The 25441-nt window shown below is 69.0% G+C and carries 26 protein-coding genes; 15 read left to right on the top strand and 11 right to left on the bottom strand.

Annotated features, from left to right (window positions below):
- The coding region (locus APY03_RS43285; protein WP_232324161.1) for a YggS family pyridoxal phosphate-dependent enzyme at positions 1–350 on the top strand (350 nt) is incomplete at its 5' end.
- Between the two features lie 7 nt (positions 351–357).
- On the opposite strand, the gene APY03_RS05500 is transcribed toward APY03_RS43285, so the two are convergent.
- Positions 358–837, bottom strand: coding sequence for an Lrp/AsnC ligand binding domain-containing protein (locus tag APY03_RS05500; RefSeq protein WP_068674711.1), 480 nt, complete (start codon positions 835–837; stop codon positions 358–360).
- A gap of 95 nt (positions 838–932) precedes the next feature.
- On the opposite strand from APY03_RS05500, the gene APY03_RS05495 reads away from it, so the two are divergent.
- The 3 genes from APY03_RS05495 (at position 933) to APY03_RS05485 (ending at position 5993) form a co-directional block, all read left to right on the top strand.
- Positions 933–3896 carry an L-glutamate gamma-semialdehyde dehydrogenase gene (locus tag APY03_RS05495; protein WP_068674709.1) on the top strand — a complete coding sequence of 988 codons (2964 nt, stop codon included), beginning with the start codon at positions 933–935 and terminating at the stop codon, positions 3894–3896.
- Positions 3897–3980: 84 nt separating this feature from the next.
- Positions 3981–5252, top strand: coding sequence for a Glu/Leu/Phe/Val family dehydrogenase (locus tag APY03_RS05490; protein ID WP_068674901.1), 1272 nt, complete (start codon positions 3981–3983; stop codon positions 5250–5252).
- Between the two features lie 117 nt (positions 5253–5369).
- Positions 5370–5993: a DUF2242 domain-containing protein gene (locus tag APY03_RS05485; protein WP_068674707.1), complete on the top strand. Its 624-nt coding sequence runs from the start codon at positions 5370–5372 to the stop codon at positions 5991–5993.
- A gap of 9 nt (positions 5994–6002) precedes the next feature.
- Here the strand turns inward: APY03_RS05485 and APY03_RS05480 are convergent, their stop codons facing one another.
- A complete protein-coding gene (locus APY03_RS05480) occupies positions 6003–6230 on the bottom strand; it encodes a hypothetical protein (RefSeq protein ID WP_068674699.1) in 228 nt (75 codons plus the stop codon).
- A gap of 205 nt (positions 6231–6435) precedes the next feature.
- On the opposite strand from APY03_RS05480, the gene APY03_RS05475 reads away from it, so the two are divergent.
- A complete protein-coding gene (locus APY03_RS05475) occupies positions 6436–6813 on the top strand; it encodes a VOC family protein (protein ID WP_068674697.1) in 378 nt (125 codons plus the stop codon).
- Positions 6814–6959: 146 nt separating this feature from the next.
- Entirely contained in the window at positions 6960–7157 is a 198-nt protein-coding gene (locus APY03_RS05470) for a hypothetical protein (RefSeq protein ID WP_068674696.1), read from the top strand.
- 9 nt (positions 7158–7166) lie between these two features.
- Here the strand turns inward: APY03_RS05470 and rocF are convergent, their stop codons facing one another.
- The 6 genes from rocF to senA are packed head-to-tail and all read right to left on the bottom strand — an operon-like array spanning position 7167 to position 12757.
- A complete protein-coding gene (rocF, locus tag APY03_RS05465) occupies positions 7167–8084 on the bottom strand; it encodes an arginase (protein WP_068674694.1) in 918 nt (305 codons plus the stop codon).
- A 24-nt stretch (positions 8085–8108) separates the two neighbouring features.
- Positions 8109–8918 carry a phosphonate ABC transporter, permease protein PhnE gene (phnE, locus tag APY03_RS05460; RefSeq protein ID WP_068674899.1) on the bottom strand — a complete coding sequence of 270 codons (810 nt, stop codon included), beginning with the start codon at positions 8916–8918 and terminating at the stop codon, positions 8109–8111.
- Positions 8919–8961: 43 nt separating this feature from the next.
- On the bottom strand, positions 8962–9798 hold the full coding sequence (locus APY03_RS05455) for a PhnE/PtxC family ABC transporter permease (RefSeq protein ID WP_068674692.1): 837 nt from the start codon (positions 9796–9798) through the stop codon (positions 8962–8964).
- Entirely contained in the window at positions 9795–10625 is an 831-nt protein-coding gene (locus tag APY03_RS05450; protein ID WP_083944174.1) for a phosphonate ABC transporter ATP-binding protein, read from the bottom strand. The genes APY03_RS05455 and APY03_RS05450 overlap by 4 nt, the downstream gene beginning before the upstream one ends.
- Before the next feature lie 13 nt (positions 10626–10638).
- Positions 10639–11505 (bottom strand): putative selenate ABC transporter substrate-binding protein, encoded by an 867-nt coding sequence (locus APY03_RS05445; protein ID WP_068674690.1) that lies wholly within the window; start codon positions 11503–11505, stop codon positions 10639–10641.
- A gap of 34 nt (positions 11506–11539) precedes the next feature.
- Entirely contained in the window at positions 11540–12757 is a 1218-nt protein-coding gene (senA, locus tag APY03_RS05440) for a selenoneine synthase SenA (RefSeq protein ID WP_157103375.1), read from the bottom strand.
- On the opposite strand from senA, the gene senB reads away from it, so the two are divergent.
- The 8 genes from senB (at position 12750) to APY03_RS05400 (ending at position 18426) form a co-directional block, all read left to right on the top strand.
- Positions 12750–13712: a selenoneine biosynthesis selenosugar synthase SenB gene (gene senB, locus APY03_RS05435; protein WP_068674895.1), complete on the top strand. Its 963-nt coding sequence runs from the start codon at positions 12750–12752 to the stop codon at positions 13710–13712. The genes senA and senB overlap by 8 nt on opposite strands.
- Before the next feature lie 26 nt (positions 13713–13738).
- Positions 13739–14800, top strand: a complete 1062-nt coding sequence (selD, locus tag APY03_RS05430) for a selenide, water dikinase SelD (protein WP_068674686.1) — start codon at positions 13739–13741, stop codon at positions 14798–14800.
- A gap of 158 nt (positions 14801–14958) precedes the next feature.
- Positions 14959–15510 (top strand): hypothetical protein, encoded by a 552-nt coding sequence (locus tag APY03_RS05425; protein WP_174262782.1) that lies wholly within the window; start codon positions 14959–14961, stop codon positions 15508–15510.
- A gap of 86 nt (positions 15511–15596) precedes the next feature.
- Entirely contained in the window at positions 15597–16058 is a 462-nt protein-coding gene (locus APY03_RS05420) for a phasin family protein (RefSeq protein WP_232081209.1), read from the top strand.
- 26 nt (positions 16059–16084) lie between these two features.
- Positions 16085–16717 (top strand): TetR/AcrR family transcriptional regulator, encoded by a 633-nt coding sequence (locus APY03_RS05415; protein ID WP_232081210.1) that lies wholly within the window; start codon positions 16085–16087, stop codon positions 16715–16717.
- A 68-nt stretch (positions 16718–16785) separates the two neighbouring features.
- The gene (locus APY03_RS05410) at positions 16786–17559 is read left to right on the top strand and encodes an esterase/lipase family protein (RefSeq protein WP_083944173.1); all 774 of its coding nucleotides are present in this window, start codon (positions 16786–16788) and stop codon (positions 17557–17559) included.
- 48 nt (positions 17560–17607) lie between these two features.
- Positions 17608–17883 carry a DUF2164 domain-containing protein gene (locus tag APY03_RS05405; protein ID WP_068674671.1) on the top strand — a complete coding sequence of 92 codons (276 nt, stop codon included), beginning with the start codon at positions 17608–17610 and terminating at the stop codon, positions 17881–17883.
- A 159-nt stretch (positions 17884–18042) separates the two neighbouring features.
- Entirely contained in the window at positions 18043–18426 is a 384-nt protein-coding gene (locus APY03_RS05400) for a RidA family protein (protein ID WP_068674890.1), read from the top strand.
- Between the two features lie 15 nt (positions 18427–18441).
- On the opposite strand, the gene APY03_RS05395 is transcribed toward APY03_RS05400, so the two are convergent.
- The 3 genes from APY03_RS05395 to APY03_RS05385 form a co-directional block, all read right to left on the bottom strand.
- On the bottom strand, positions 18442–21663 hold the full coding sequence (locus APY03_RS05395) for a bifunctional cytochrome P450/NADPH--P450 reductase (RefSeq protein ID WP_068674669.1): 3222 nt from the start codon (positions 21661–21663) through the stop codon (positions 18442–18444).
- Between the two features lie 99 nt (positions 21664–21762).
- Complete coding sequence (locus APY03_RS05390; protein WP_068674667.1) at positions 21763–23016, bottom strand: branched-chain amino acid ABC transporter substrate-binding protein; 1254 nt, start codon at positions 23014–23016, stop codon at positions 21763–21765.
- Between the two features lie 51 nt (positions 23017–23067).
- Complete coding sequence (locus APY03_RS05385; protein ID WP_068674665.1) at positions 23068–23739, bottom strand: TetR/AcrR family transcriptional regulator; 672 nt, start codon at positions 23737–23739, stop codon at positions 23068–23070.
- 74 nt (positions 23740–23813) lie between these two features.
- Between APY03_RS05385 and APY03_RS05380 the strand changes: the two genes are divergently transcribed.
- The gene (locus APY03_RS05380; RefSeq protein WP_068674663.1) at positions 23814–25436 is read left to right on the top strand and encodes an AMP-binding protein; all 1623 of its coding nucleotides are present in this window, start codon (positions 23814–23816) and stop codon (positions 25434–25436) included.
- The last annotated feature ends 5 nt before the right edge of the window (positions 25437–25441 follow it).

The raw sequence follows: 25441 nt of genomic DNA, 5'->3' as shown, positions 1-25441 counted from the left end.
AGCAGCGGCCGGCGGAGCTGCCGCCGCTGCAGGTCTGCCTTCAGGTCAATGTCGATGCGGGCGCCAACAAGTCCGGTGTCGCCCCGGAAGATGCGCTCGAATTGGCGCGTGCTGTTGCGGCCTTGCCACGTTTGCGCCTGCGTGGGCTGATGGCGATCCCCGAGCCGACACCGGATTACGAAGCGCAGCGGGCGCTGTTCCTGCGCGCCGCGGCCGTCTTCGAGGAGATGCGCGGCGCAGGCCTCGAGGTCGACACCCTGTCGCTTGGCATGTCGGCGGATCTCGAGGCGGCAATCGCCGCCGGCAGCACCCTGGTGCGCATCGGCACCGCGATCTTCGGCGCGCGCTGAGCGGCGCTCAAGCGCCCAGCGGAATGCGTGCGCTGTTCTTGACCTCTTCCATCACGGCATACGTCCGCGTCTCCCGCACCCCCGGCAACTGCCACAGCACCGTGCCGGCGAACTCGCGGTAGGCCGCCATGTCGGCCATGCGGGTCTTGAGCAGGTAGTCGAACCCGCCGGCCACCATGTGGCATTCCATGATCTCGTCGCGCACCTGCACCGCGGCCTTGAACTGGTCAAAGACATTGGCCGTGGTGCGGTCCAGCAGCACCTCGACGAAGACCGTGAAGCCGCGGCCCAGCTTGTGCGGGTCCAGCCGCGCTTCGTAGCCCTGGATGAAGCCCTCGCGCGTGAGCCGCTGCACGCGTGCCAGCACGGCGGTGGGCGAGAGCGACACCGCCTCGGCCAGCTTCAGGTTGGAGATGCGCCCGTCCTCCTGAAGAATCTTCAGGAGTTTGAGGTCGATGCGGTCCAGGTTGATTGCCTCGGCGTTCATGCTTGGCGAATTATCCAGTCGAAGGCCAATTTTTAGTGAATAACTCGGCGGGAAAAGGCGGACGATCTGCGAAATCGCCCACCGGAGTCTTCGCCATGCGCCTGCCCACCCCCTACCGGCCCGAAGCCGAGATCGTTTCCCGATGCCTGGCTTCATTGAAAGGCGCGCTCGACTGGCCTTCGGCAGCCTCCTCGGCGGCGCCGTGGGTGCGGGCCGTGCGCGAGCATCCGCCGCATTTCTGGGCAATGGAAAGCCTCCTGCGCGAGTACCCGATCTCCAGTGCCGAAGGCCTCGCGCTGATGCGCCTGGCCGAGGCGCTGCTGCGCGTGCCCGATGCCGAGACCGCCATCGCGCTGACCGCCGACCAGTTGGGCCGCGCCGACTTCGAGGGCGCTGCCGACTCCACCCTGGCGCGCCTGTCCGGCTCTGCCATCGCGCTGTCGAAGAAGTTCCTGCCCACGCCCGGCGAGACCGGCGCCGAGCCCGGCCTGATGGCCCGTGTCGGCGCGCGTACCGTCGTGGCCGCCAGCTTGCGCGCGGTGCAGCTGCTGGGCCGCCAGTTCGTGCTGGGCCAGACCATCGAGGAGGCGATGGGCGAGGCACGCTCGGCGCACCAGAAACACCAGGCCCTGCGCTTCAGCTACGACATGCTGGGCGAAGGCGCGCGCACCGAGGCCGATGCGCGGCGCTACCTCGACAGCTACGACAGCGCCATCCGCTCGATCGCCGCGCGCGCCGACCGCGAGGGCGCGCCCGAGCACAACGACGGCATTTCCATCAAGCTCAGCGCCCTCCATCCGCGCTACGAGGACGCGCAGCGCGAGCGCGTGTTGCGCGAGCTGGTGCCGCGCGTGTGGCAGCTTTGCGAGCTTGCCGCCGACGCGCGCCTCAACCTCACCATCGACGCGGAGGAGGTCGACCGGCTCGAGCTCTCGCTGGAGGTCTTCGAGGCGCTGGCCGCACGGGTGGCGGCCGAACGGCCGCAATGGGGCGGCTTCGGCCTCGCGATACAGGCCTACCAGACGCGCTCGCTCGAGCTGGTCGAGCACCTGGTCGTCCTCGCGCGGCGCTACGAGCTGCGCCTGATGTGCCGCCTGGTGAAGGGCGCCTACTGGGATGCCGAGATCAAGCGTGCCCAGGAGATGGGCTTGCCGCACTACCCGGTGTTCACGCACAAGCACCACAGCGACATCAGCTATCTCGCCTGCGCCCGCGCGCTGCTCGCCGCGCCCGACGCGATCTATCCGCAATTCGCGACGCACAACGCGGGCACCATCGCGGCCATTGTCCAGATGGCCGGGGGCACGCCCTTCGAGCTTCAGCGGCTCCATGGGATGGGCGAGGGCATCTACCGCGAGGTGATGAAGCGAACGGGCGCGCCGGTGCGCATCTACGCCCCGGTGGGGCGCCACAAGGACCTCCTGGCCTACCTGGTACGCCGGCTGCTGGAGAACGGTGCCAATTCCTCCTTCGTCAACCAACTGGGCGACGAAAGCATCGGCCTGGACGAGCTGCTGGTTTCGCCCCTGTGGCTGGACAGCCGCGCCGTTCTGCCCCTGCCCGCCGACCTCTACGGCCCGCCGCCGGCGCGGCGCAACAGCCGAGGCCTCGACCTGGCCGATGCCTCGATGCGCGCGCCCCTGTTGGCAGCCCATGCCGATTGCGTCGTGCCCGCGGTCGCCGAATTCGATCCCGCGCAGGCGGCCCAGGCCGTGGCGAAATCGACGGCCAGCTACCCCGCCTGGCGCAAGGCGCCGGTCGCGCAGCGCGCCGCCATCCTGCGCCGCGCGGCCGACACGCTGCAGGCACAGCTGCCGCGCTTTTGCGCGCTGCTGGTCAAGGAAGCCTTCAAGACCTGGGGCGACGCGGTGGCCGAGGTGCGCGAGGCCGTCGACTTCCTGCGCTACTACGCCGACGAGGCCGAGCGCGTGATGCAGCCGGTGACGTTGCCCGGGCCCACCGGCGAGAGCAACGAGCTGCGCCTGACCGGACGCGGCCCCTGGGTCTGCATCAGCCCCTGGAACTTCCCGCTCGCGATCTTCGCGGGCCAGGTGGCGGCAGCGCTCGCGACCGGCAACACGGTGCTGGCCAAGCCGGCCGAGCAGACCCCCGCCGTCGCTTCGGAAGCCGTCCGCCTGCTGCACGCGGCCGGCGTGCCCGCCGATGCGCTGCAGTTGCTGCGCGGCCCGGGCGAGACCGTCGGTGCCGCGCTGGTGGCGACCCCGGGCGTCGCGGGCGTGGTGTTCACCGGCTCGACCCAGGTCGCGAAGACCATCCACCGCGCGCTGGCCGGCAAGGACGGGCCGATCGTCCCGCTGATTGCCGAGACCGGCGGCATCAACGCGATGCTGGTCGATTCCAGCGCGCTGCCGGAGCAGGTGGTCGATGCCGTGGTCCAGAGTGCCTTCCGATCGGCCGGGCAGCGCTGCTCGGCGCTGCGCCTGCTGATCCTGCACGACAGCATCGCCGATGAGGTGATCCGCATGCTCCAGGGCGCGGCAGCCGAGCTGGTCGCCGGCGACCCGGCCCTGCTCTCGACCGATGTCGGTCCGGTGATCGACCGCGAGGCCTTCGAGGGCATCCGGCGGCACCTGGAACGCCTGGATTCGGAAGCCCGCGTGCTGGTGGCCGGCAGCGCCCCGGCAGATGCCATTCCCCATCTGATCGCGCCGCATGCCTACGAGCTGCCTTCGATCGAGCGCGTGCAATGCGAGATCTTCGGTCCCGTGCTGCATGTGGTGCGCTGGTCGGGCGAGCCGCAGGCGGTGATCGACCGCATCAACGCGCTCGGCTTCGGCCTCACGCTGGGCATCCAGACGCGCATCGACAGCCGCGCACAGGCGCTGGCCGCGCGCGCCCACGTGGGCAACGTGTACGTCAACCGCAACATCATCGGCGCGGTGGTCGGCGTGCAGCCCTTCGGCGGCGAAGGCCTCAGCGGCACCGGCCCGAAGGCCGGCGGACCCCACTACCTGCCGCGCTTCTGCGCCGAGCAAACGCTCACCATCAACACCACCGCCGCCGGCGGCAACGCGGCGCTGCTTGCCGCAAGCGCATAAGGCGCAACGCATCGCGCATAGACCATGGCGCAGGGCCGGGGGCGCGACTATCGTGCACGGCTTCGCAACAACGCCTTGAATGCCATGAGTGCCGATCTGTCCTACGTCCAACCGACCCCCAACAGCCCCTGGGGCACCTACCTTTCGCAGGTGGACCGCGTGGTGCCCTACCTGGGCGAGCTGTCCCGCTGGGTGGAGACGCTCAAGCGCCCCAAGCGCGCGCTGATCGTCGACGTGCCGATCGAGATGGACGACGGCAGCATCGCCCACTTCGAAGGCTACCGCGTGCAGCACAACATGTCGCGCGGCCCGGGCAAGGGCGGTGTGCGCTTCCACCCCGACGTGACGCTGGAAGAGGTGATGGCCCTGTCGGCATGGATGACGGTGAAGACCGCTGCAGTGAACCTGCCCTACGGCGGCGCCAAGGGCGGCATCCGCGTCGACCCGAAGAAGCTCACGCACAAGGAACTCGAGCGGGTGACGCGCCGCTACACCAGCGAGATCGGCATCATCATCGGCCCGCAGCAGGACATCCCCGCGCCCGACGTCAACACCAACGCCCAGGTGATGGCCTGGATGATGGACACCTACTCGATGAACGTCGGCGGCACCGCCACGGGCGTCGTCACCGGCAAGCCGCTGCACCTGGGCGGCTCGCTCGGCCGGGTGAAGGCGACCGGCCGCGGCGTGTTCGTCACCGGCCGCGAGGCGGCGCGCCGGCTGGGCCTGGACCTGCGCGGCGCGCGCGTCGCGGTGCAGGGCTTCGGCAACGTCGGTTCGGTGGCGGCGGAACTCTTCGCCGAGGCCGGCGCGAAGATCGTCGCGGTGCAGGACCACACCGGCACCATCGTCAACGCCAACGGGCTCGACCTCAAGACGCTGCTGCCGCTGGCGCGCACCGAAGGGGTGGTCGGCTTCAAGGGCGGCGACGTGATCGCCAACGAATCCTTCTGGAACGTGGCCTGCGACATCCTCATCCCTGCGGCACTCGAAGGCCAGCTGACCGCCGAACGCGCGCAGAAGACCCAGGCCAGGCTCGTGCTCGAAGGCGCCAACGGTCCGACCGTGCCCACCGCCGACGACATCCTGGCCGAGCGCGGCGTGCTGGTCGTGCCCGACGTGATCTGCAACGCCGGCGGCGTGACGGTCAGCTACTTCGAGTGGGTGCAGGACTTCTCGTCCTTCTTCTGGGACGAGGACGAGATCAACCAGCGGCTGGACCGCATCATGATGAACGCGCTCAACCAGATCTGGGACACCGCCGACAGGCACCGGATCACGTTGCGTACAGCGACTTTCGCCGTGGCCTGCGAGCGCATTCTGATGGCGCGGCAGGAGCGCGGCCTGTATCCCTGAGCGCCTGAGAGGCTGATTCGCATCCGGGATCGAGGCCGGGGAACACCGGGGGTGCGGCGGCGTCCAATCGTGGCTGCAGCCGGTAGCATTCCGCATCCCGGCACTGGCTTCCTTCTCATGCGCCCTCCCTTCCCGCACGCAGCCCTTGCGCTGCTGTTCACGCTCGTTCTCGCGGGCTGCGGCATCACTTCCCCCCGGCAGGTCTCCTACGACCCCGAGGAATTCGATTCGACCACCACCCATACGCGCAGCTTTCGCGCGCCCCAGGCCCAGACCTGCGAGGCCGCGCGGCGCGCGCTGCTGAGCCAGGGCTATCTCGTGACGGCTGCCAACGCCGACCTGGTGGCAGGCCGCAAGAGCTTCCAGCCTGCCAGCGAGGTCCATGTGGAGGTCGAACTGCGCGTGGTCTGCGCGCGCGACAGCGGCGGCGCGAGCACCATCGCCTTCGCCAGCGCGCTGCAGGACCGCTACAGCCTCAAGAAGGTCAACAACTCGGCCAGCGTGGGCGTCGGCGCGCTGGGCTCGCTGTCGCTGCCTTTTTCATCGAGCGATGACGCGCTGGTCAAGGTGGCCAGCGAGACGCTGACCGACGAGCGCTTCTACGATCGCTTCTTCGCCCTGATCGACCGCTTCCTCGTGCCCGAGGCGGTGCAGAGCACCCCGGTCGCACCGCCCGCGATGCCGGCGCCGAGCACCGATTCGCCGCTGCGTCCGGTACCGCTGTCGCCCTCGCGGGGCTGACGATCAGGATCAGATCGAGACCGAACGCGCCGCGCAGGCCGGCAGGCCGGTCAGGCCGCAGAGGCGCTGCATCACGCCGTAGCCCTGCGCGAGCGCGGCGGCATAGGTCGCGAAGGGGCGCTCGGCGCGCTGCATCGCCTCGAAGCGGCCGTCGTGGCGCACGTCCTCGTGGATCACCCAGTAATAGGAACCATCGAAGGGTTGTTCCACCAGCAACCCGATCTTTCTCACATCCATTGTTCTCGCTCCTCGGTCAAATGCTTCAAATGAGTACTTAAGAATGTAAGACGATGTGATTAATTCTCGCCGCTGAAAAGTTCACGGTTCGGCGCGTTTTACGGTGTCGGCCTGCACGTCGCTTCCGCCGATTGATTTCACGCGGCTGCTGTGCGACGGTGTTCCGACTGGTTTCGACGTCAACCCTCTCTGAAGGAGCAAGGCCATGCTGGGAAACAAGGAAGCGGTCGCGAACCTCGCGGTCAAGGACCTCGACCGGGCGAAGCAGTTCTACGAGGAGATATTGGGGCTCGTGCCGGTCGAGGCCGAGGGCGATGACTTGATCGTCTTCCAGAGCGGTGTCTCGACGCTCAACGTCTACCGCTCGCAGTACGCCGGCACCAATCAGGCGACCGCGGTCACCTGGGCCGTCGGCGACGAGATCGAGGCACTGGTCAGCGCGCTCAAGGCCAAGGGCGTGCGCTTCGAGCGCTACGACATGCCTGAGACGCGGCTCGAAGGCGACATTCACGTCATGGGCGAGATGAAGGTCGCGTGGTTCAAGGACCCCGACGGCAACATCCTCAACCTCATCAACCAGTAAAAAGAAACCAAAGGTTCTAAGCTTGCGCGAGAGCGAGTTGTCACGCGCAGTGTTTTGTTTTCTTCGGTGAATTTATTCACTGCCGTTCCGCAAGGGTGGCCGGTACGCTTCGCCCATCTTGTTTTTGTCGATGGAGATTCCCCTTGATGTCCTCCAGCCATCAAAAGCGCACTTTTGAAGAGTGGGCCCGCTCCCTGGAAGAAAGCAATGCCGGCACGCTGCCGGAGACCGGCCAGCCACTGGTCTCGTCCACCGAGTGGGCGAGGCTGGAGGACGTGGCCGTGCGGCGCAGCCTGGGCCTCTCGGTGCGCGTGTTCCCCAGCGTGTTCGCGCGCCTCGTCTGACGACACGCTTCAGCGCACCAGCGTCGACTTGCCGAACAGGCTCTCGATCAGCTCCACCGCCACTTCCGCCGTGCGGTTGCGCACATCCAGAGCGGGATTGAGCTCGGTGACGTCGAGCGAGGCGAGCCGTCCGGTGTCGGCAATCATCTCCATGCACAGCTGCATCTCGCGCCAGGTCGGGCCGCCGCGCACGCCGGTGCCCACCCCTGGCGCGTAGTCGGGGTCCAGGCAGTCGAGGTCGAAGCTCACGTGCAGGTGGGTCTCCTCGTCGATGTCCTGCAGCGCCTCTGTCATGGTGGTGCGCATGCCGTGTTCGTCGATGTGGCGCATGTCGAAGACGTTCAGGCTGAGCGCGCGGATTGCCGCCTTCTCCTCCGCGTCGACGCTGCGGATACCGATGAAGCGGATCGAATCGTGCTCCAGCGCCGCGGCCTCGCCGCTCCAGCCGCTCAGCGCCTGCGGCCCGTGGCCGAGCAGGCAGGCGACCGGCATGCCGTGGATGTTGCCGCTGGGGCTGGTGCGCTCGGTGTTGACGTCGGAATGCGCATCCAGCCACAGCACGCGCAGCTTCTTGCCGCGCCGGCGCGCATGCCAGGCGATGGCGCTGACCGAGCCGATCGCGAGGCAGTGGTCGCCGCCCATCAGCAGCGGCAGGTGGCCGGCGCCAAGGGCGCGGTCGACGGCATCGTAGACCGCGCGGTTCCAGCTCACCACTTCGTCCAGGTGCCGCAGCCCGTTGGCCGGGTCGGCCCAGGGGGTCGCGGGCCCGGCCAGGTTGCCCCGGTCCACGATCTCGTAGCCCAGGCGCGAAAGGGTGCCGGCGATGTCCGCCACCCGCAGCGCATCCGGCCCCATGCCGGCGCCGCGTACGCTGGCGCCGATGTCGGTGGGAGCGCCGATCAGTTCGACCGTGGTGAAGGTGCTCATGGGCGAATCTCCGGGAGGTTCTTCTCAGGCGTGCGCGGGTGCCAGCCCGCGCCGAAGCCGGCCGCTCGCAGTGTCCACGACGAAGACCAGCACGAACATGGCGCCGATCACCGTCGCCGACTGCGCCTGCTGGAACAGCGAGAGATGAAAGTACAGCATCTGCCCGAGCCCGCCGGCGCCGACGAAGCCGAGCACGGCGGCCATGCGGATGTTCATCTCCCAACGGTACAGCGCATAGGCCAGCCATTGGGGCCATGCGAGCGGCAAGCTGCCGTAGGCGAAGGCCGCAACTGCGCCGCTGCCGGCGTCGCGCAGCGCGCGCTCGGGCGTGGGCGGCACGTTCTCGAGCGTCTCGCCGAACAGGCGGCCGAACACGCCGGTGGTGTGCAGTGCCAGCGCCAGCACCCCGGCGAAGGGCCCGAGCCCTGCCGCCAGCACCATCAGCGCGGCCCACACCAGCTCGGGCACGCTGCGCAGGAGGTTCAGTACGAAGCGCGAGGCCTGGCGCAGCGCCGGACCGAAGCGGCCCGAGGCGGGCAGTGCCAACGCGGCGCCGCCCAGCATTGCGAGCAGCGTGCCGACGGCCGAAACCGCCAGCGTCTGCAGTGCGCCCCAGGCGGTCCTGGTAAGGAACGCCGGCGACAGGTCGGGCGGAAAGAACTCGGCCACGAACTTCGCCATCGAGGCCAGCGACTCGCGTGCCACCAGCGCGCGGAAGTCGATGCCGAGGTAGAGGAAGCTGGCGATCACCGCGACCAGGATCGCACCCGTGGCCAGGATGCAGCCAAGGCAGGGTCCGGCGGCGCGGGCGCGTTCGGTGGCCGTGGGGCGCATCGAATTCACTGGAGTACCTTCGCCTTCGGAGCGGCCGTGCGGCTCATGCCAGCCACTTCCGCAGCGCCGCGCTCAAGGCATCGGCCATCAGCACCAGCAGCAGGAACACGATCAGGATGCTGCAGGCCTCGCCGCCGTTGAGCATCTTCATCGACTGGTCCATCAGCTGGCCCAGCCCGCCGGCGCCGACGAAGCCCATCACCACGGAGGCGCGCACCGCGCATTCCCAGCGGTAGACGGTGTAGGAAGCCAGCTCCTGCGCGGCGCCCGGCAGCAGGCCATAGAAGAGCGCTGCGATGCGCCCGCTGCCGGCCTCGAGCAATGCGCGCGCGGGCCGCGTGTCGCCCGATTCGAGGATCTCCGCGTAGACCTTGCCGAGCATGCCGCCATAGGTGATCGCCAGCGCCAGCACCCCCGCTGCCGGGCCCAGGCCGAAGGCCCGCACCAGCAGCAGCGCCCACACCAGTTCGGGGATCGCGCGCAGCACGGTGAGCAGGCCGCGCGCTGCCGTCCGGATCGCCGCGCCGCGCCAGCGCCCGGGACCGGGGCCGATGCGCGAGATCGACAGCGAGCGCGTCACCACGAAGGCCAGCGGCACCGCGAGCACGAAGGCGAGTGCGACGCCGGCGGTTGCCATCGCAAGGGTTTCCAGCGTCGCGCGCGCCAGCAGGCCGAGAAAATCCGCGGTCAGGACGGGCGGCAGGAAGCCCGCCAGGAAGCCGCCCATCACGCGCAGGCTGCCGGGCGCCAGCAGCGCCTGGGGCTTGAACTCCGCGATCACCAGCATCGGCCACAGCACCACCAGCGCGAGCAGCAGCGCGCCCAGCCGGTGGCGCGCGAGTGGGTCGCGCAAGGGCGGCGGGTGCTGCAGCGCGTTCATCGGCAGGCGACCGGCAGCACAGGCGCGCGACGCTCTTCGAGCACGAAGTCCGGCGCCTGGGTCGGCAGCGCGCCGCCCTCGGTCGCATAGAGCTCCTGCAGCATCGTGCGGCTGACCGCGGCGGCCGGCGCATCGAAGACCACCACGCCCGCACGCAGCCCGACGATGCGGTCGAACCACTTCAGCGCCAGGTCCACCGCGTGCAGGGAGGCGACCACGGTCGCCCCGCTGGACTGGCTCTGAGCAATCAGCTCGCCCACCGCGAGGTCGGCCAGCGCAGGGTCGAGCGCAGACACCGGCTCGTCGGCCAGCAGCAGTTCGGGCGCCTGGTAGAGCACGCGGGCCATGCCCACGCGCTGCAGCTGGCCGCCCGAGAGCCGGTCGCAGCGGTCGAACAGCCGGTCCGCCAGGTCCAGCCGGGCCAGCACGGCCTGCGCGCCGGCGATGTCGGCCGGCACCAGCAACGAGGCCAGGGCGTGCGCGCCCGACCAGGCGCCGAGCCGCCCGGCCAGCACCGCCGTGACCACGCGCAGCCGCGGCGGGATCGGCGGCGCCTGGTGGATCAGCCCGATGCGCGCGCGCAACGCCTTCAGCGGCCGGGCGCGCAACTGCCAGGGCCGCGCGCCCAGCACCTCGACGCGCCCTTCGCTGGCGCGCAGCGCGGTGGCGGCGATGCGCAGCAGGCTCGTCTTGCCGGCCCCCGAGGGGCCGATGATGGCCACGCGTGCACCCGGCGCCACCCGCAGCGTCACTGCGTGCAGCGCGCGCTGGCCGTTGGCATGGACCAGGCCGACATCCTCCAGCGCCAGCGCGGCTCTTGCGGTCAACGGCGCGGCCCGCCTACTTGATGAGACCGGCCGAGCGCGCCGCCGCCTCGATGCCGTCGTAGTTCGAGGCCTGGGTCGGAATGAACTTCGAGGCGCGCTGCAGCTCCAGGACTTCCTTGTGCGCCGGATTCGCCGGGTCCAGCTTGAGGAAGGCGTCGGTCAGCTTCTTCGTGGTCGCGGCGTCGAGGCCCGGGCGCACGGTCCAGTTGTAGTCGTAGTAGGGGGCGGTGGTCGCCAGCACGCGCACCTTGGCGGCGTTGGGGTTCGCTGACTCGACGAGCTTGTCCATGACCGAGGCGTTCAGTACGCCGGCCTCGGCCCGGCCCGAGGCCACGAAGGCCACCGTCGCATCGTGCGCACCCGAGAAAGCGACGGTCTTGAAGTCCTTCTCGGGGTTGATGCCGGCCTGCAGCAGGACATGGCGCGGCATCAGGTGGCCCGAGGTCGAGGAGGGCGAGCCGAAGGCGAATGTGGCGCCCCGCAGGTCCGTCAGCGTCTTCGCCTTGCTGTCGGCCGGCACGATGAACTTGCTGGTGAACTTCTCGTCCTCGGCGCGCTGCACGATCGGCACGGCCGCGCCGTTGGTGCGCAGCCTGGCCTGCACGAAGGTAAAGCCCCCGAGCCAGGCCAGGTCGATCTTGTTGCCGGCCAGGCCCTCGACCACGGCCGCGTAGTCGGTGACCGGCGTGAACTGCACGTCGAGCCCGGTCTCCTTCTTCAGGTACTCGCCCAGCGGCTTGAACTTGCGCTGCAGCTCGGTAGGCGCCTCGTCGGGGATGGCCGAGACGCGCAGCGTGGTGGCGGTCTGCGCATGGACCGGCAGGCCGGAGGCCAGGCCGAGCAGGCAGAAGAGGGCGGTCTGGAGGAACTGTCGTTTCATGATGGGGGGTTGCCGAGGGGAAGAGATCCGCAGTTTAAGGAGCCGCGGTCCTGAAGCCGGCGAACACATCGTTGCGGCCGGGCTGGAAGAAGTTGCGATAGTGCAGGCCGTGCAGCCGCGCGTGCGTGGCGAAGGCGCCGCCACGCAGTTCCCGGTGGTCGCCGAACCAGGGAGCCGAGTAGTCGCGATACGGGCCCGGCGCGAAGCCGGGGTAGGGCGTGAAGGTGCTGGCGGTCCATTCCCACACGCTGCGGCCCCAGGCGAAGGCGGGCTGCGTGGCGGCCGCATGCTCCCATTCGGCGGCCGTGGGCAGGCGGCGACCGGCCCAGCGCGCATAGGCTTCGGCTTCCCAGGCGCTGAGATGGATCATGGGCTGCTCGGGGTCGAGGGGCAGCCAACGGTCGAACCAGCGCGCCTCCCATTGCTGCGCCACGCGGCGCCAGCGCGCGGGGTGATCGCGTGGCTGCGTCGCGCGCCACCGTCCGGCTTCGCCCGGCCAGAAGGTCGCATTGTCATAGCCGCCGGACTCCACGAAGCGCAGGTAGTGGCCTGCCGAGACCTGCGTGGCGTCGATCTCGTAGCCGGCCAGGCCGACTGGGTGTTCGCCGACCTCGTTGTCGAAGGTGAAGCCGCCGCGCGCCGCCGGCCAGCCGATGCGGGCCTGCGCGGCGGGCACGCCGATGGCGGGCGCCACGGCAAGCCGCGGCAGCGCAGCCAGCCCGTCGGGCGCGGGGTAGCCGAGCGTTGCGCGCAGCCAGGCGAAGGCCTCGTCGTGCATATCCTCGTGGAACAGCGTCAGGCGATGGAAATACAGGGCTTCGTTGCTGTCCTCGCATTGTGCGAGCGCGGCCAGGCAGGCATCGAGCTGGGCGTCGAGCCGTGCGTCGATCTCATCGCGCGCCGGAAGAGCCACGGACCAGCGCGCGATGTGGGCCAGCCGGGACGAGTCGAACAGCGCGTCGGGGCCGGCGATCCGTGCCGGCGCGCTGGCCTGCACACGGCCATGCGCGTCGACAGCGTGCGGGCCGCGCAGCACCCAGAACTCGCCGAACCAGGCGAGGTGCGACAGCTCCCAGGCGACGAGGTTCACGCCGGCCTGGCGCGGCACCCGCCATTGCGCGTCGCTCAGGTCGAAGGTCCAGGCCCGCGTGCGGGCACGGCAGTCGCGCAGCGCGGCTGCGAGCGCTTCGCCGGCGAGCGTGCGCGCCTCAGCCATGCCGATGCTGCCCTGCCAGAATGGGCCGATGAACAAGAAGCCGCGGGTCCTGATCGTCTCGCCCGCGCTGGCGGATGCGAACAACGGCAACTGGCGCACCGCTTCGCGCTGGGGCCGGTTTCTCTCGGGCGTGGCCGAGGTCCAGATTGCGCGCGGCTGGGACGGCGCGGCCTGCGACGCGATGATCGCCCTGCATGCCCGCCGCTCCGCCGAGGCGATTGCGCAGCTGAGCGCGGCGCGGCCGGCCTGCCCGATCGCGCTGGTCCTGACCGGCACCGACGTGTACCGCGACATCGAAGAGAACGAGACTGCTCGGCATTCGCTCCAGTGTGCCAGCCAACTGGTGGTGCTGCAGCCAGATGCCCTCGATCGCCTCGGTGCGGCCGAGCGTGCGAAGAGCCGGGTCATCCTCCAGTCGGCGAGCCGCCTGCGCCGCCGCGCCGCATCGCGAAGCGTGGACCTGGTCGCCGTCGGCCACCTGCGCGAGGAGAAGGATCCGCTCACCCTGATGGCTGCGGCGCGCCGCCTGCCCGCCGACACGCCGATCCGCATCGTGCATATCGGCGAGGCGCTGGCGCCCGAGTTGGGCGAGGCGGCGCGCCGCACCATGGCCGAATGCCCGCACTACCGCTGGCTCGGCGGCCTGCCGCGCGAGGCCGCGCGGCGCTGGATTGCGCGTGCCCGCGCGCTGGTGCACATGAGCCGGATGGAAGGCGGCGCGCAGGCGGTGATCGAGGCCGTGCGCTCGGACGTGCCGGTGCTGGCCAGCCGCATCGGCGGCAACCTGGGGCTGCTGGGCGCGGACTACGAAGGCTACTTTCCCGTCGGCGACGCCGCGGCGCTGGCGGTGCTGATGCAGCGTTTCGCGGCCGAGCCCGCCTTTGCGACCAGGCTGGCGGCGCAGTGCGCACTGCGCGAGCCGCTTTTCACCCCGGAGGCCGAACGTGAATGCGTGCGGCGCCTGCTGCGCGATCTGCTCGCGCCACCATAATCGGCCAACCTCGAAAGTGAGACACCATGAACGATCGAATCACCGCCCCGGCCATCCGTCTCACCAGCTTCTCCCACGGCGGCGGCTGCGGCTGCAAGATCGCGCCGGGCGTGCTGTCGGAGATCCTGCGAAACAGCGGCAGCGGCATCATCCCCCCCGAGCTGCTGGTGGGCATCGAGACCGCCGACGACGCCGCGGTCTACCAGCTCAACGAGGAGCAGGCGCTCATCGCCACCACCGACTTCTTCATGCCGATCGTCGACGACCCCTTCGACTTCGGCCGCATCGCCGCCACCAATGCCATCAGCGATGTCTACGCCATGGGCGGCACGCCCATCATGGCCCTGGCGCTGGTCGCGATGCCGGTCAACCAGTTGCCGCTCGAGGTGATCGGCGCGGTGGTACGCGGCGGCCAGGCGGTGTGCCGCGAAGCCGGGATCCCGATCGCGGGCGGCCACACCATCGACTCGGTCGAGCCAATCTACGGTCTGGTGGTCATGGGTCTGGTGCACCCGAAACGTCTCAAGCGCAATGCCGATGCGAGGGCCGGCGACGTGCTGGTGCTCGGCAAGCCGCTGGGCGTGGGCGTGCTGTCGGCCGCGCTCAAGAAGGAGAAGCTGGACGCCGAAGGCTATGCGCAGCTGGTCGCCAACACCACGCGTCTCAACAAACCCGGCATCGCGTTGGCCGCGCTCGAGGGCGTGCATGCGCTGACCGATGTGACGGGCTTCGGCCTGGCCGGCCACACGCTGGAGATGGCGCGCGGCGCGGGGCTGCAGGCGGTGATCGACTGGCCGCAGGTGCCGCTGCTGCCCCGTGTCGCCGAGATGGCGGCCGAGGGCTTCGTCACCGGCGCCTCGGGCCGCAATTGGGCCGGTTATGGCGCCGAGGTGCGGCTCGATGACGCGCTTCCGCCGGTGGCGCAGGACCTGCTGAGCGACCCGCAGACCTCGGGCGGGCTGCTGGTGAGCTGCGCGCCTGACAGCGTGCCGCAGGTGCTGGCGCTGTTCCACGAACAGGGCTTCGAGGCCGCCCGCGTGATCGGGCGCATGGAGGCCGGGCCGGCCGGCCTGCTCGTCAAATCTTGAGGAAGTTGGGGCAGTTGGCCTAACTATCCGACGCTTCTAGTTTTTCAGGCCTAGGGCTTTGCGAAGAAGATGAGGCCATCGCGTCGGAACCATGGCGCGTGCGATGGCGGGGTCGGTCCCCGCTGTCGTGTGTCCCCATCCAGCTTCAAGGAATCATCATGTCCACGCAGAACATCTCCACCGCCGCCGTCCACGTCATCGGCCAGTACAACGATGCCGGCAAGACCCTGGTCGGCGCCTACCGCGCCGGCGTCCATCGCCTGCTGAACGGTGCTGCCTCGCGCACCAGCGGATTCCTCGATGCCCGGCAGCTGCCGCTGGTGAGCGAAACGCTCAAGGCCCGCCTCGTCGGCGCGCAGGAGAAGGTCAACGGCTTCCTGGCCAACCGCCTCGACGTCGACACTGGACGGGTCGTGGCCGTGATGGACCGCATCGCCGGAACCACCACCGGCGGCATCGAGTCGGTCGCCAACGCCGCCGGCCGCATCGAATCGCCGCTCGGCAACTCGGTGCTGCAGGCCCTGGGCAACCTGCACCAGCCGGTTGCCGCCGTCTCGGTGCAGATTGCGGACCGCATCGCCGCCGGCGCCAAGCAGATCGAAAGCCGGGTGGCGGGTACCTCCGGCGAAGCAGCGGCGGTCAAGACTGTGAAGGCCAAGGCCCGCACCGCCGTGCGTCGCCCTGCGCGCGCCGCGCGCAAGGCTGCCTGAGCGCCGGCACATGGCCGGCCGGCCGCCTTTCCGATCGACCTGTCCTGGAGCAACGCATGGCGCCTCGCCGCGATGAAACTGTCAGCGTGAAGAAGAAAGCGGCTGCGGCCGGCAAGAAGACGGCTCCTGCCAAGAAGACGGCTCCTGCCAAGAAGACGGCGGCGCCGCGCAAGAAGGCCGTGCTGGCGAAGAAGCGGGCGCCCGCCAAGAGGCCGGCGCAAGACGGCAGGAAGGCTGGCGCACAAGGGCTGCTGCGCGCCGGCCTCAAGGCCTTGGGCAACGTGCGCGACGACGTCGTCAAGCGCCAGACTAACGTCATCGAGAGCCTGCTCGGCATCGGCCAGCCCAAGGGCGATGCGGCGCCGCGCGGCTTCGCGCTCGAGAGCTTCGGCATCCGCAAGTTCGAGGACGTGTTCGACCAGCGCGTGGCCACCGCGCTGCAGCGCCTGGGCATGCCGACGGCCCAGGAGATCCAGGAACTGCGCGAGCAGATGAAGCGCCTGCTCGAGCACCTGGAGCGCATCGAATCGGGACGGCGCAAGCGCTGAGTTCCACTGGTCGAACGCAGAGCCTCGTGGCCAGCATCAACACGCGCGAACGCATCCTGCAGACCAGCCTGGCGCTGTTCAACGCGCAGGGGCTTCCCGCCGTGTCCACGCACCGCATCGCGGCCGAGCTGGAGATGAGCCCCGGCAACCTGCACTACCACTTCAAGGCCAAGCAGCTGATCGTCGATCGCCTGTTCCGGCGCTTCGAGGAACGGCTGGAGCTCCTCAACGCCTCCTCGAATTCGGTTCGCGCGATCGACGACCTGTGGCTCGCGCTGCACCTGCGCTTCGAGGCCATCGATGCCTACCGCTTCGTCTACCGCGACATGGCCTTCCTGGCCGGCGAGTACCCGGCGCTGGGCCAGCGGGCGCAGGCCCTGACCGCGCAGAACCTGCTGGCCGCGCAATCGCTGTGCGAGACGCTCGTGGCCGCGGGCGTCATCGAGGCGACGGCCGAGGAGGCCCAGATGCTGGCCCTGCAGATGGTCTTCACCACCACCTGCTGGCTCTCCTTCGAGCGGCTGGTGCCGGGGCGAGACGCGTTGCAGCAGGCCGACCCGGGGCTTGCGGCCTTCTACACGCTGACGCTCGTTTCCCCGTATGTTTCCCGCGAATCGAGGGCTTACCTCGATTACCTGCGCGGCAAATACCTCGGATAACCGGCACAGTCCCGCACACACGGGAGCCGTGCGCATGCGCGTGGGGACTCAGAACGAAGGAGAGATTCATGATGGCTGCCGCCGGTGATCCGATCAAACCCCCTTCGCGCCTGCTGCTGCTGGCCGAAGGACGCGCCCTCTGGGAGGCCGGCGCCGCCCTGGCCCTGTGGCCGCTCCTGCAACTCACGCCGCGCGGCGACGGCCATCCCGTGCTGGTGCTGCCGGGCCTGGTGGCCAGCGACATGTCGACCAAGCTGCTGCGGCGCTATCTCGAAGGCCGCGGCTACGACGCCCACGGCTGGGGCCTGGGGCGCAACCTCGGCCCGCGCGAGGGTATCGAGGACGGCATGACCGCCAAGCTCGAGGCCCTGCACGCCGAAAGCGGTCGGAAGGTGAGCCTGGTGGGCTGGAGCCTGGGCGGCGTCTATGCGCGCCTGCTTGCCGCGCGCCGTCCGCAATGGGTGCGCAGCGTGGTCACGCTGGGCAGCCCCTTCACCGGCAGCGCGCGCGCCACCAACGCGTGGCGAGTCTACGAAGGCGTGAGCGGCCAGAGCGCGGAGGACCCGCGCCGCATGAAGCACGTGCGCCCCACGCCACCGGTGCCCACCACCTCCATCTTCAGCCGCAGCGACGGCGTGGTCGCCTGGCGCTGCAGCTTGGAGGAGGCGGGGCCGCAATCCGAGAACATCGAGGTGATCGCAAGCCACCTGGGCCTTGGCGCACACCCGGCCGTGCTCTATGCGCTGGCCGACCGGCTGGCGCAGGCCGAGGGGCAGTGGAAGCCTTTCGACCGCAGGCTGTGGGGGCCGCTGGTGTATCCGGACCCGGGGCGGGCGGAGTAGGCTCGCGCTGATCCATCCGCCGAACGCCGGGACACACACTCCACGACCATGCCCATCGAACTGAACAAGGAAGCCCGATCGGAAGCCATCAAGTCGATCGAGCGCTATTTCCAGGAGAACATGGAAGAACGCATCGGGAACATCGCCGCCGGCGCGCTCCTGGGCTTCTTCGTCGAGGAGATCGGGCCGTTGATCTACAACCAGGCTGTCGCCGATGTTCAGGAGCGCCTTCATGCGCGGATCTCGGAAATCGACATCGAGATCCATGAGGACGAGTTCCAGTACTGGAGAAAGTTCGACAGCCAGCGCAAGTCGAAGAAGTGAGATCGGAACCCGATGCCGGGTGAGGGCCACATTCATGTGGCAAGCTACGTCGTCTCAGCGTGAGTACAGACCTGCAAGCCCTTGAAGCCGAAGAAAAGCGTGAGGCTGCGCTGCGGCCAGGGCGAAAATCGCATTCCCTTCGACTTCGCAAGCCAGCCCATGACACGCAGACTCATCAGCTCCGGCTCGACCTTCGAGCAGGAGATCGGTTATTCCCGCGCCGTGGTGGACGGCGAGTGGGTGTTCGTCTCCGGCACCACCGGCTTCGACTACGCGACCATGACCATTCGCGATGGCGTCGTGGAGCAGGCCGAGCAATGCCTTCGCAACATCGGCGCGGCGCTGGCCGAAGCCGGCGCCTCCTTCGCGGATGTGGTGCGCGTCACCTACGTGCTGCCCAAGGCGGACGACTTTCCCGCCTGCTGGCCCGTGCTGCGCAAGTACTTCGGCGAGTCGAGGCCGGCGGCGATGATGATCTCGGCGGGGCTGGCCGACCCCCGGATGAAGATCGAGATCGAGGTCACGGCGCGCAAGCGCGCCTGAAATCCCGCGCGGGGCTCAGTTGCCCGCCCACACGTCAAGCACGTAGCGCCGGTCGGCGATCATGCGCTCCAGCCAGGCATCGCCGTCCTGCCCATGCTCGCGCGCGATGTCGGACAACGCGCGCCGCACGTCGGGCTCCATGCGGGAGCCGTCGCCGCACACATAGACGATCGCGCCCTGCTCCAGCAGCCGCCAGATCTCGGCCCCCTGCTCGCGAATGCGGTCCTGCACGTAGACCTTGCGCTCGCTCGCGCGCGAGAAGGCGGTGAAGAGCCGCACGACGCCGCGCTCGGCCCAGCCGTTCAGCTCGTCGGCGTAGATGAAATCCTGCTCGGGGTGGCGGCAGCCGAAGAAGAGCAGCGCCTCGCCGGGCGCCGTGCCCTTGGCGATCTGCGCCTCGCGCTCCTGCAGGAAGCCGCGAAAGGGCGCGAGGCCTGTGCCCGGCCCCACCATGATCAGCGGTTGCTGCGCATCTTCGGGCAGCCGGAAGCCCTCGGCCGTGGTTTCGCGCACCACGCCGTGCACCAGCTCGCCGGCCTCGGCGCGCGCCAGGTAGTTCGAGCAAACGCCCTCGAACTTTCCCAACCCCGAGCGCGCCGGCCCGGCCACCACGCCCACCGTGATGCAGCAACGTCCGTCATCGACCACCGGCGAAGAGGAGATCGAGTAGTAGCGCAGCGAGAGCGGCGACAGCATTTCCAGGAAGAGCGCGAAGGGCGGCTGGCAGGCCGGGAATTCCTCCAGCAGGTCGAGTACCGACTTGCGCTTGTGCAGCACCTCGCTCCTGTAGAGCGCAGCCGAGGCCTCGTCGGCGCCCGACAGGGCCTCCAGCCTGGGCCGCGTGAAGGGGCATTGCGTATTCGCCGCGAGCTGGGCAATCTGCTTGCGCGTGGCCACGTCCTGCAGCTCGACGTAGTCGCCCAGCAGCCGGTCCACTGCGATCACTTCGTCGACCGGCAGCGCGGCCTTGCGCCCCGGCGCGGCCTGCAGCCGCACGTGGGCCTTGCGGTCGAAGCCGAAGCGCGCCATGGCACGCTCCACCTGCGCCGCGCCGTTGCGCGGCACCACGCTCAGGTGGTCGCCGGCGCGGTAGCTCACGCCTTCGGGCAGTTGCAGTTCGACGTGGCGCGTGGAGCGGTCCTGCGCGGGGTCGTCGCCGCTGCGTTGCAGTTCTCGGTTCTCGAGTACGCGCAGGCCCACTGCGCCGAGCGCATCGACCAGCGCATTCTTCTGCGGCGGCGGCATCTCCTCCAGTGTGTAGAGCGGCTCGCTCTCCAAGGGCGCGGAGTCGGCGTCCTTGAGATAGAAGGCCATGGCGAGCTGCGGCCACAGCGCATCGCTCCAGTCCTGGAAGCTTCCGTCCATGTCCTCGCGCGCGTCGCCCTCGCCGCGGGCATGCACGCATGTGGCGCCCAGCGCGGCCAGGCGTTCGTCGATGCGCCGTGGCACCGCCTGGTAGGTGGAGGCCCAGTCGGTGTTGCCGCAGCCGAAGACGCTGAAGCGCACGCCATTGAGCGAATCGTCGGCAGCGTCGAGCCAGCGATGAAACTCGGCCGCGTTGTCCGGCGCCGTGCCGTTGTAGGAGGCGCAGACGATGGCGACCGCGCCTGTCGCGGGCAGCCGCTCGGCGTAGTCGTCCAGCGAGGCGAGCTGGGTCGAATAGCCGCGCATCTCGCCCGCCTCGGCGAGCTGGCGCGCCAGGTCTTCGGCGGTTCCGAGGTTCGAGCCCTGCAGCACCAGCAGCGAGGTGCCATGGCGCGCGGCCTGCAGCTTGGCCGCGACGGGCCGCGGGGCCGCCGCCTGCACAAGTTGCGACGCGGAGAAATCGCCGCGCGCGCGCGTGGCCGGATCGCGCGGCACCGCACGGATCCTGAAGCCTTCCGGCTTGATGGTGAGCGCCTCGCGGATCTTGAGCTGGTAGCCGGTGTGGTCGACCAGGTCGAAGCGCTGCAGGATCATGCCCAGCGTGAGCACCGCCTCCTGCAGCGCGAACTGGCGCCCGATGCACGCACGCTGCCCGTTGCCGAAGGGCTTGAAGGCGTTGACAGGCCGCTCGCGCTCCGCCTCGCGGCTGAAATGGTCAGGGTTGAAGCGGTCCGCGTCCTCGCCCCACACTGTCTTGTCGCGGTGCAGCGCCAGCGCGTGCAGGATCACCATGTTGCGCCGCTTGATCGTGTACTGGCCGCCGATGGTCGTGTCTTCCTTGGCGGCCATCGCGACGGCCGGCGCGGTCGGGAACATGCGCAGCGATTCCTTGAGCACCTGCAGCACGTAGACCAGGCGGTTGACCTGCGCGTAGGTCGGCTTCACCGAAGGGTCGGGGCCGAACACCTGATCGACCTCGGCTTGCGCCCTCGCCATCGCCTCGGGGTTGTTGAGGAGGAAGTGGATCGCGAAGGACAAGAGCCCGCTCGTGGTCTCGTGCCCCGCGATCAGGAACTCGATGCACTCGTCGCGGATCTGCCGGTCGTCCAGCCGCTCGCCGGTCTTCTTGTCTACGCCGGCGATCATGTAGCTCAGGAGGTCGGGCTTGGTCGCGATGTCTGCCCCGCTCTCGCGCCGCTCCTGGATGATGTTCTCCACCATCGTGTGCATGTAGCGGATGTCCTTGCGCTGCTGCGCCAGCTGCTTCTTCAGCATCAGCTCCTCGAGCGGAATGCCGCGCCGGTTCTGCACCGTCTCCAGCGTGCGCACCATCGCGTCGACGAAGGGGTGGAAGCCCTCGCGATAGAAGGAGTTGAAGCGGTAGCCGAAGCCGCACAGGCCGATGGTGTCGAGCGTGAGCGCGGTCATGTCGCGCACTACGTCCACCTCCTCGTCGAAGTTCAGGCGCTCCCACTTGGTCACCAGCTGCTCCGCGATATCAAGCATCATCGGGTGGTAGGCCTGCATCGCGCGCTGGCTGAAATTGGCCAGCAGGATGTTGTGCGGCTTGGACCAGGTCGACTCGTGCGTGTCGGAGGTGAAGAGCCCATGCGAGAGCGCGCGCAGCCGGCGCAGCGTGCCCTTGGTGCTCTTGTCGAAGCGCTTCTCGTCGCACAGCTCGTCGACCAGCTCCGCCGAGGAGACCACGATCACCGGCATGCCCGGCATGTCCAGCCAGTAGATCGGGCCCAGCTCCTGCGCGATCCTCCACATGTCGAGCACCGGCGACTCGGAGCCGATCGACAGGAGGTTGCCGACGAATGGCTTTCTCGCGGGGTGCGGGATCGGATGGAGCGGGTTCTTGCCTGCCATGGTGTTCTTCGACCTCCTGGTCAGCCCTTTGCGAGCGACATCGCAGTATCTCGATGCCGCCGCACGCGGCAGGCAGGGCTATCCCTTAGCGCAAGGAGTTCAGGACGCGGGCCGCACCATCTTGCACTCCGTGCCCTGCGCCAGTTCGTTGCCCGTATAGACCGCATCGGTGCGAAAGCCGTAGTTCGTGCCTTCCCAGCCCACCTTCACCGCCTTGCCATCCACGGGCGCGATGGTGTTGACCACCTGCGGCAGCAGGAGCTGGTGGTCCTCGGCGCGCATGCGCACGGGGCCGACCACCGAATCGAGGCTGATGTCTTCCATGGCGCGCGCCACCTTGGTGGTGTCGGTGCTGCCGGCCTTGTTGATGGCGGCTGCCAGCAGCCGCGGTGTGAGCTCTATGCGTGGCGCCAGGAAGTCCTTGCTGGTCCTGGCCTTGTAGGCCTTGGCCAGCGCATCGGCCTTCGGCCGGTCGGCCTGCCCCGGATGCCACTCGGCCACCCAGGTGAGCTTGCCCAGCTTGGCCTGCGACACCGCCAGCACCGTGCCGGGCACCGAGCCCGCGCTGTGGTTGAAATAGTGCAGGTCGTAGCCCGCATCGCCCGCGGCCTTGAGGAGCAGCGTCATGTCCTGTCCCCAGTTACCGGTGATCACCGACTCGGCGCCGGCCTGGCGCACGTTGGCGAGGTAGGGCGAGAAGTCCTTCACGCGCCCGATGGGGTGCAGCGTTTCGCCCACGAACTGGATGTCGGGCCGCGCCAGCCCGACGAGCTGCCGGCCGTAGCTGGCCCATTGCTTGCCATGTGCGTAGTCCTGGTTGAGCAGGTAGACCTTCCTGATCTCAGGCGTCTTCTTGATGTAGTTGGCCAGCGCCTTCATCTTCATCGCCGTGTTGGCCTCTGTCTGGAAGTGCCAGAAGCTGCAGGCCTTGCCCGTCATCTCGGGGTCGATCGAGGAGTGGTTGAGCACGAGCAGCTCCTTGCCCGGATTGCGCTGGTTCCAGCGGTTGACCGACTGCACCAGCGCCGTCACCACCGAGGAGCCCGAGCCGCCGGTCACGATCGCCTGGGCGCCCTGGTCGATCGCAGCCTGCAGGGCGCTCTGGCTCTCCTGCGCCGAGAGCTTGCTGTCGAACTGCAGCAGCTGCAGCTTGGTGCCGCCGAGGACGCCGCCCTTGGCATTGATGTCCTCGATCGCGTACTGCGTGTGCGTGAGCATCAGCTCGCCGACGTTCGCGAAAGGGCCCGAGAGCGGGTCGATGTAGGCGATCTTGTAGGTCTGCTGGGCTTGTGCGGCGCCGGCGGCTAGCACTGCGGCGGCAGCCAGAGGCGCGAACGCGAAAATGGACTTCATGGCTTGTCTCGGAAGTTGGGGGTGGAAGGAAGGGAAGGGCGCGCGGGCCGGTCAGCCAGCACGCTCGCGCAGGCCCAGTACGCGCCACGAGAGCTGCGTCAGCTCGGTCACCACCTCCTCCGACGAGAGGCGGCCTTCGGGCCGGTACCAGCTGTAGAGGAAGCCGGGGAGGCTGAGCGCGGCCAGCGCGGTGATCTTGGTTTCGCGAAAGTCCAGGTCGCCATCGCGCCGCGCTTCTTCGAGCAAGGGGCAGAGGCGATCGTAGAAGTGGTGCGCCAGCTTCTTCTGCGCAGCGACATACTCGGGGCGGTAGACCTGTGGCTCGCGGTAGGGAAAGAAGGCGCAGGGATGATGCGCCACCGTGGCGCGGATCAGGCGCTCGATGCCTTCCTTCACTTTCTCGACCGCTGGCCGCGGGTCGCCTTCGGCGAAGTCCAGCGAAGTGAAGCAATCGACCGTGGGCTGCCACGAGAGCGTCTCGAAGATCTCCTGCTTGTCCCGGAAGTAGTAATAGACGAAGGGCTTGGTGACGTCGAGCGCCCGCACGATCTGCGTCATGGTGGTGTTGGCGTAGCCCTGCGCGGCGAAGAGCTGCGCAGCGGCCTGCAGGATGCGTTCGCGTTGGACGTCGGTCCCCGCGGTGGCCGCGCGCTGGCGGCCGGTGCCCTGCGGCAGGTCGGTGCGCCCAGAGGGTTTGTGCGGTGTCGCCGAGGTTATACCCATGGGTAGGATTGTTGGAGCACCATGGAGCCTTGGCAAGCGGCCAGTCCTATCGATAACCCTGTGAGAGTGACGCCATGGAGACATTGACCCAGCTCCCCGATCGCCCCGAGCAGCCCCTGCACGAGTACCTGCGCGCGCATGCGCGCGAGCGCGGCAACCATCCGGCATGCATCTGGTACGGTCATTCGATGAGCTACGCCGAGCTCGACGCAGCGAGCGATGCCTTCGCGGCGCGCCTGCAGGCGATCGGCGTGAAGAAGGGCGACCCGGTCGTGCTCTTCCTCAACAACTGCCCGCAGTACCTCGCGGCGCACTACGGCATCCAGAAGATCGGCGCGATCGTCTGCCCCAGCGGTCCGCTCAACAAGGAGCACGAACTGGCCTACCAGGTCAACGACCTGAACGCGCGGGTGATCGTCGCGGCCTCCTCGCTGCTGCCGGTGGTGGACAAGGTGCGTGGCCAGAGTGCGTTGGCGCACGTGTTCGTGGTGCACTACGCCGACCTGCTGCCGCAGGCGCCCACGCTCGACGTTCCAGGCGACCTGGCCGCGGCGCAACGCGAGCCGCGGCTCGTGCCGCAGGGATGCGAGGACCTCCTGGCCGTCATGAAGAGCGGCGCGCGCCCGGCGCCTGTCGCGCTGTCGATGGACGACGTGGCCCTGATGACCTACACCTCCGGCACCACTGGCCTGCCCAAGGGCGCGATGCTGAGCTACGGCAATGCGCTCTTCAAGACCCGCGCCGCCGCCGATTGCAATGGCGTGGCCGGGAGCGATGTGCTGCTGTCCATCGCGCCGCTCTATCACATCGCCGGCATGCTGATGGGCGTCAACGTGCCGGTGCTCACCGGCGCCACCTCGGTGCTGCTGCACCGCTTCGAGCCGCGCTCAGTGCTCCAGGCCATCGAGCGCTACCGGGTCAGCTGGTGGTACAGCATCGCGCCGATGAACGTGGCATGCATGCAGGTGGAGGGCATCGAGGGCTTCGACCTGTCCAGCCTGCGAATGAATCCGGTCACCAGCTTCGGCATCACCTTTACCGAGCCCCTGGCCGCGCAGTGGCGCGGCCTTGCGAAGAACTGCGCTTCCTTCGAGGCGGCCTATGGCTTGTCGGAGACCCACACCTGCGACACCTACACGCCGCACCATGCGCCGCGCTGGGGAACGCAAGGGATCGCGGTGCCGGGCGTCACCATCCGGATCATCGACCCCGATACCGGCGCTGATCGGCCCGTGGGCGAGATCGGCGAGATCGTGCTCACCAGCCCCGGCAGCTTCAAGGGCTACTGGAACAAGCCGGAAGCCACCGCCGCGACGCTGCGAAGCGGCTGGGTGCACACCGGCGACATGGGCAAGCTGGATGCCGATGGCTACCTGACTTTCATCGGCCGCTTCAAGGAAATGATCAAGGTCTCGGGCTACAGCGTCTTCCCCGAGGAGGTCGAGACCATCCTCATCAAGCACCCGGCCGTGGCGCAGGCGGCGGTGATCGCCGAGCCCGATGCGCAGAAGGGCGAGGTGGTCAAGGCCTTCATCGTGCGCAAGGCGGGCGCCGAGCTCGACGCCGACGCGCTGGTCGCCTGGGCGCGCGAGAACATGGCGCCCTACAAGGCGCCGCGCACGGTGCGCTTCATCGATGCGCTGCCCACCACGGGCGCCGGCAAGGTGCTGCGCCGGCTGCTGAAAGACCACCCTTGAAAGGC

The sequence above is a fragment of the Variovorax sp. WDL1 genome, from assembly GCF_001541225.1.
GTDB lineage: Bacteria > Pseudomonadota > Gammaproteobacteria > Burkholderiales > Burkholderiaceae_C > Variovorax.
Note: the sequence above shows the minus strand (reverse complement) of the source record. Positions and strands in the feature narration are given on the sequence as shown.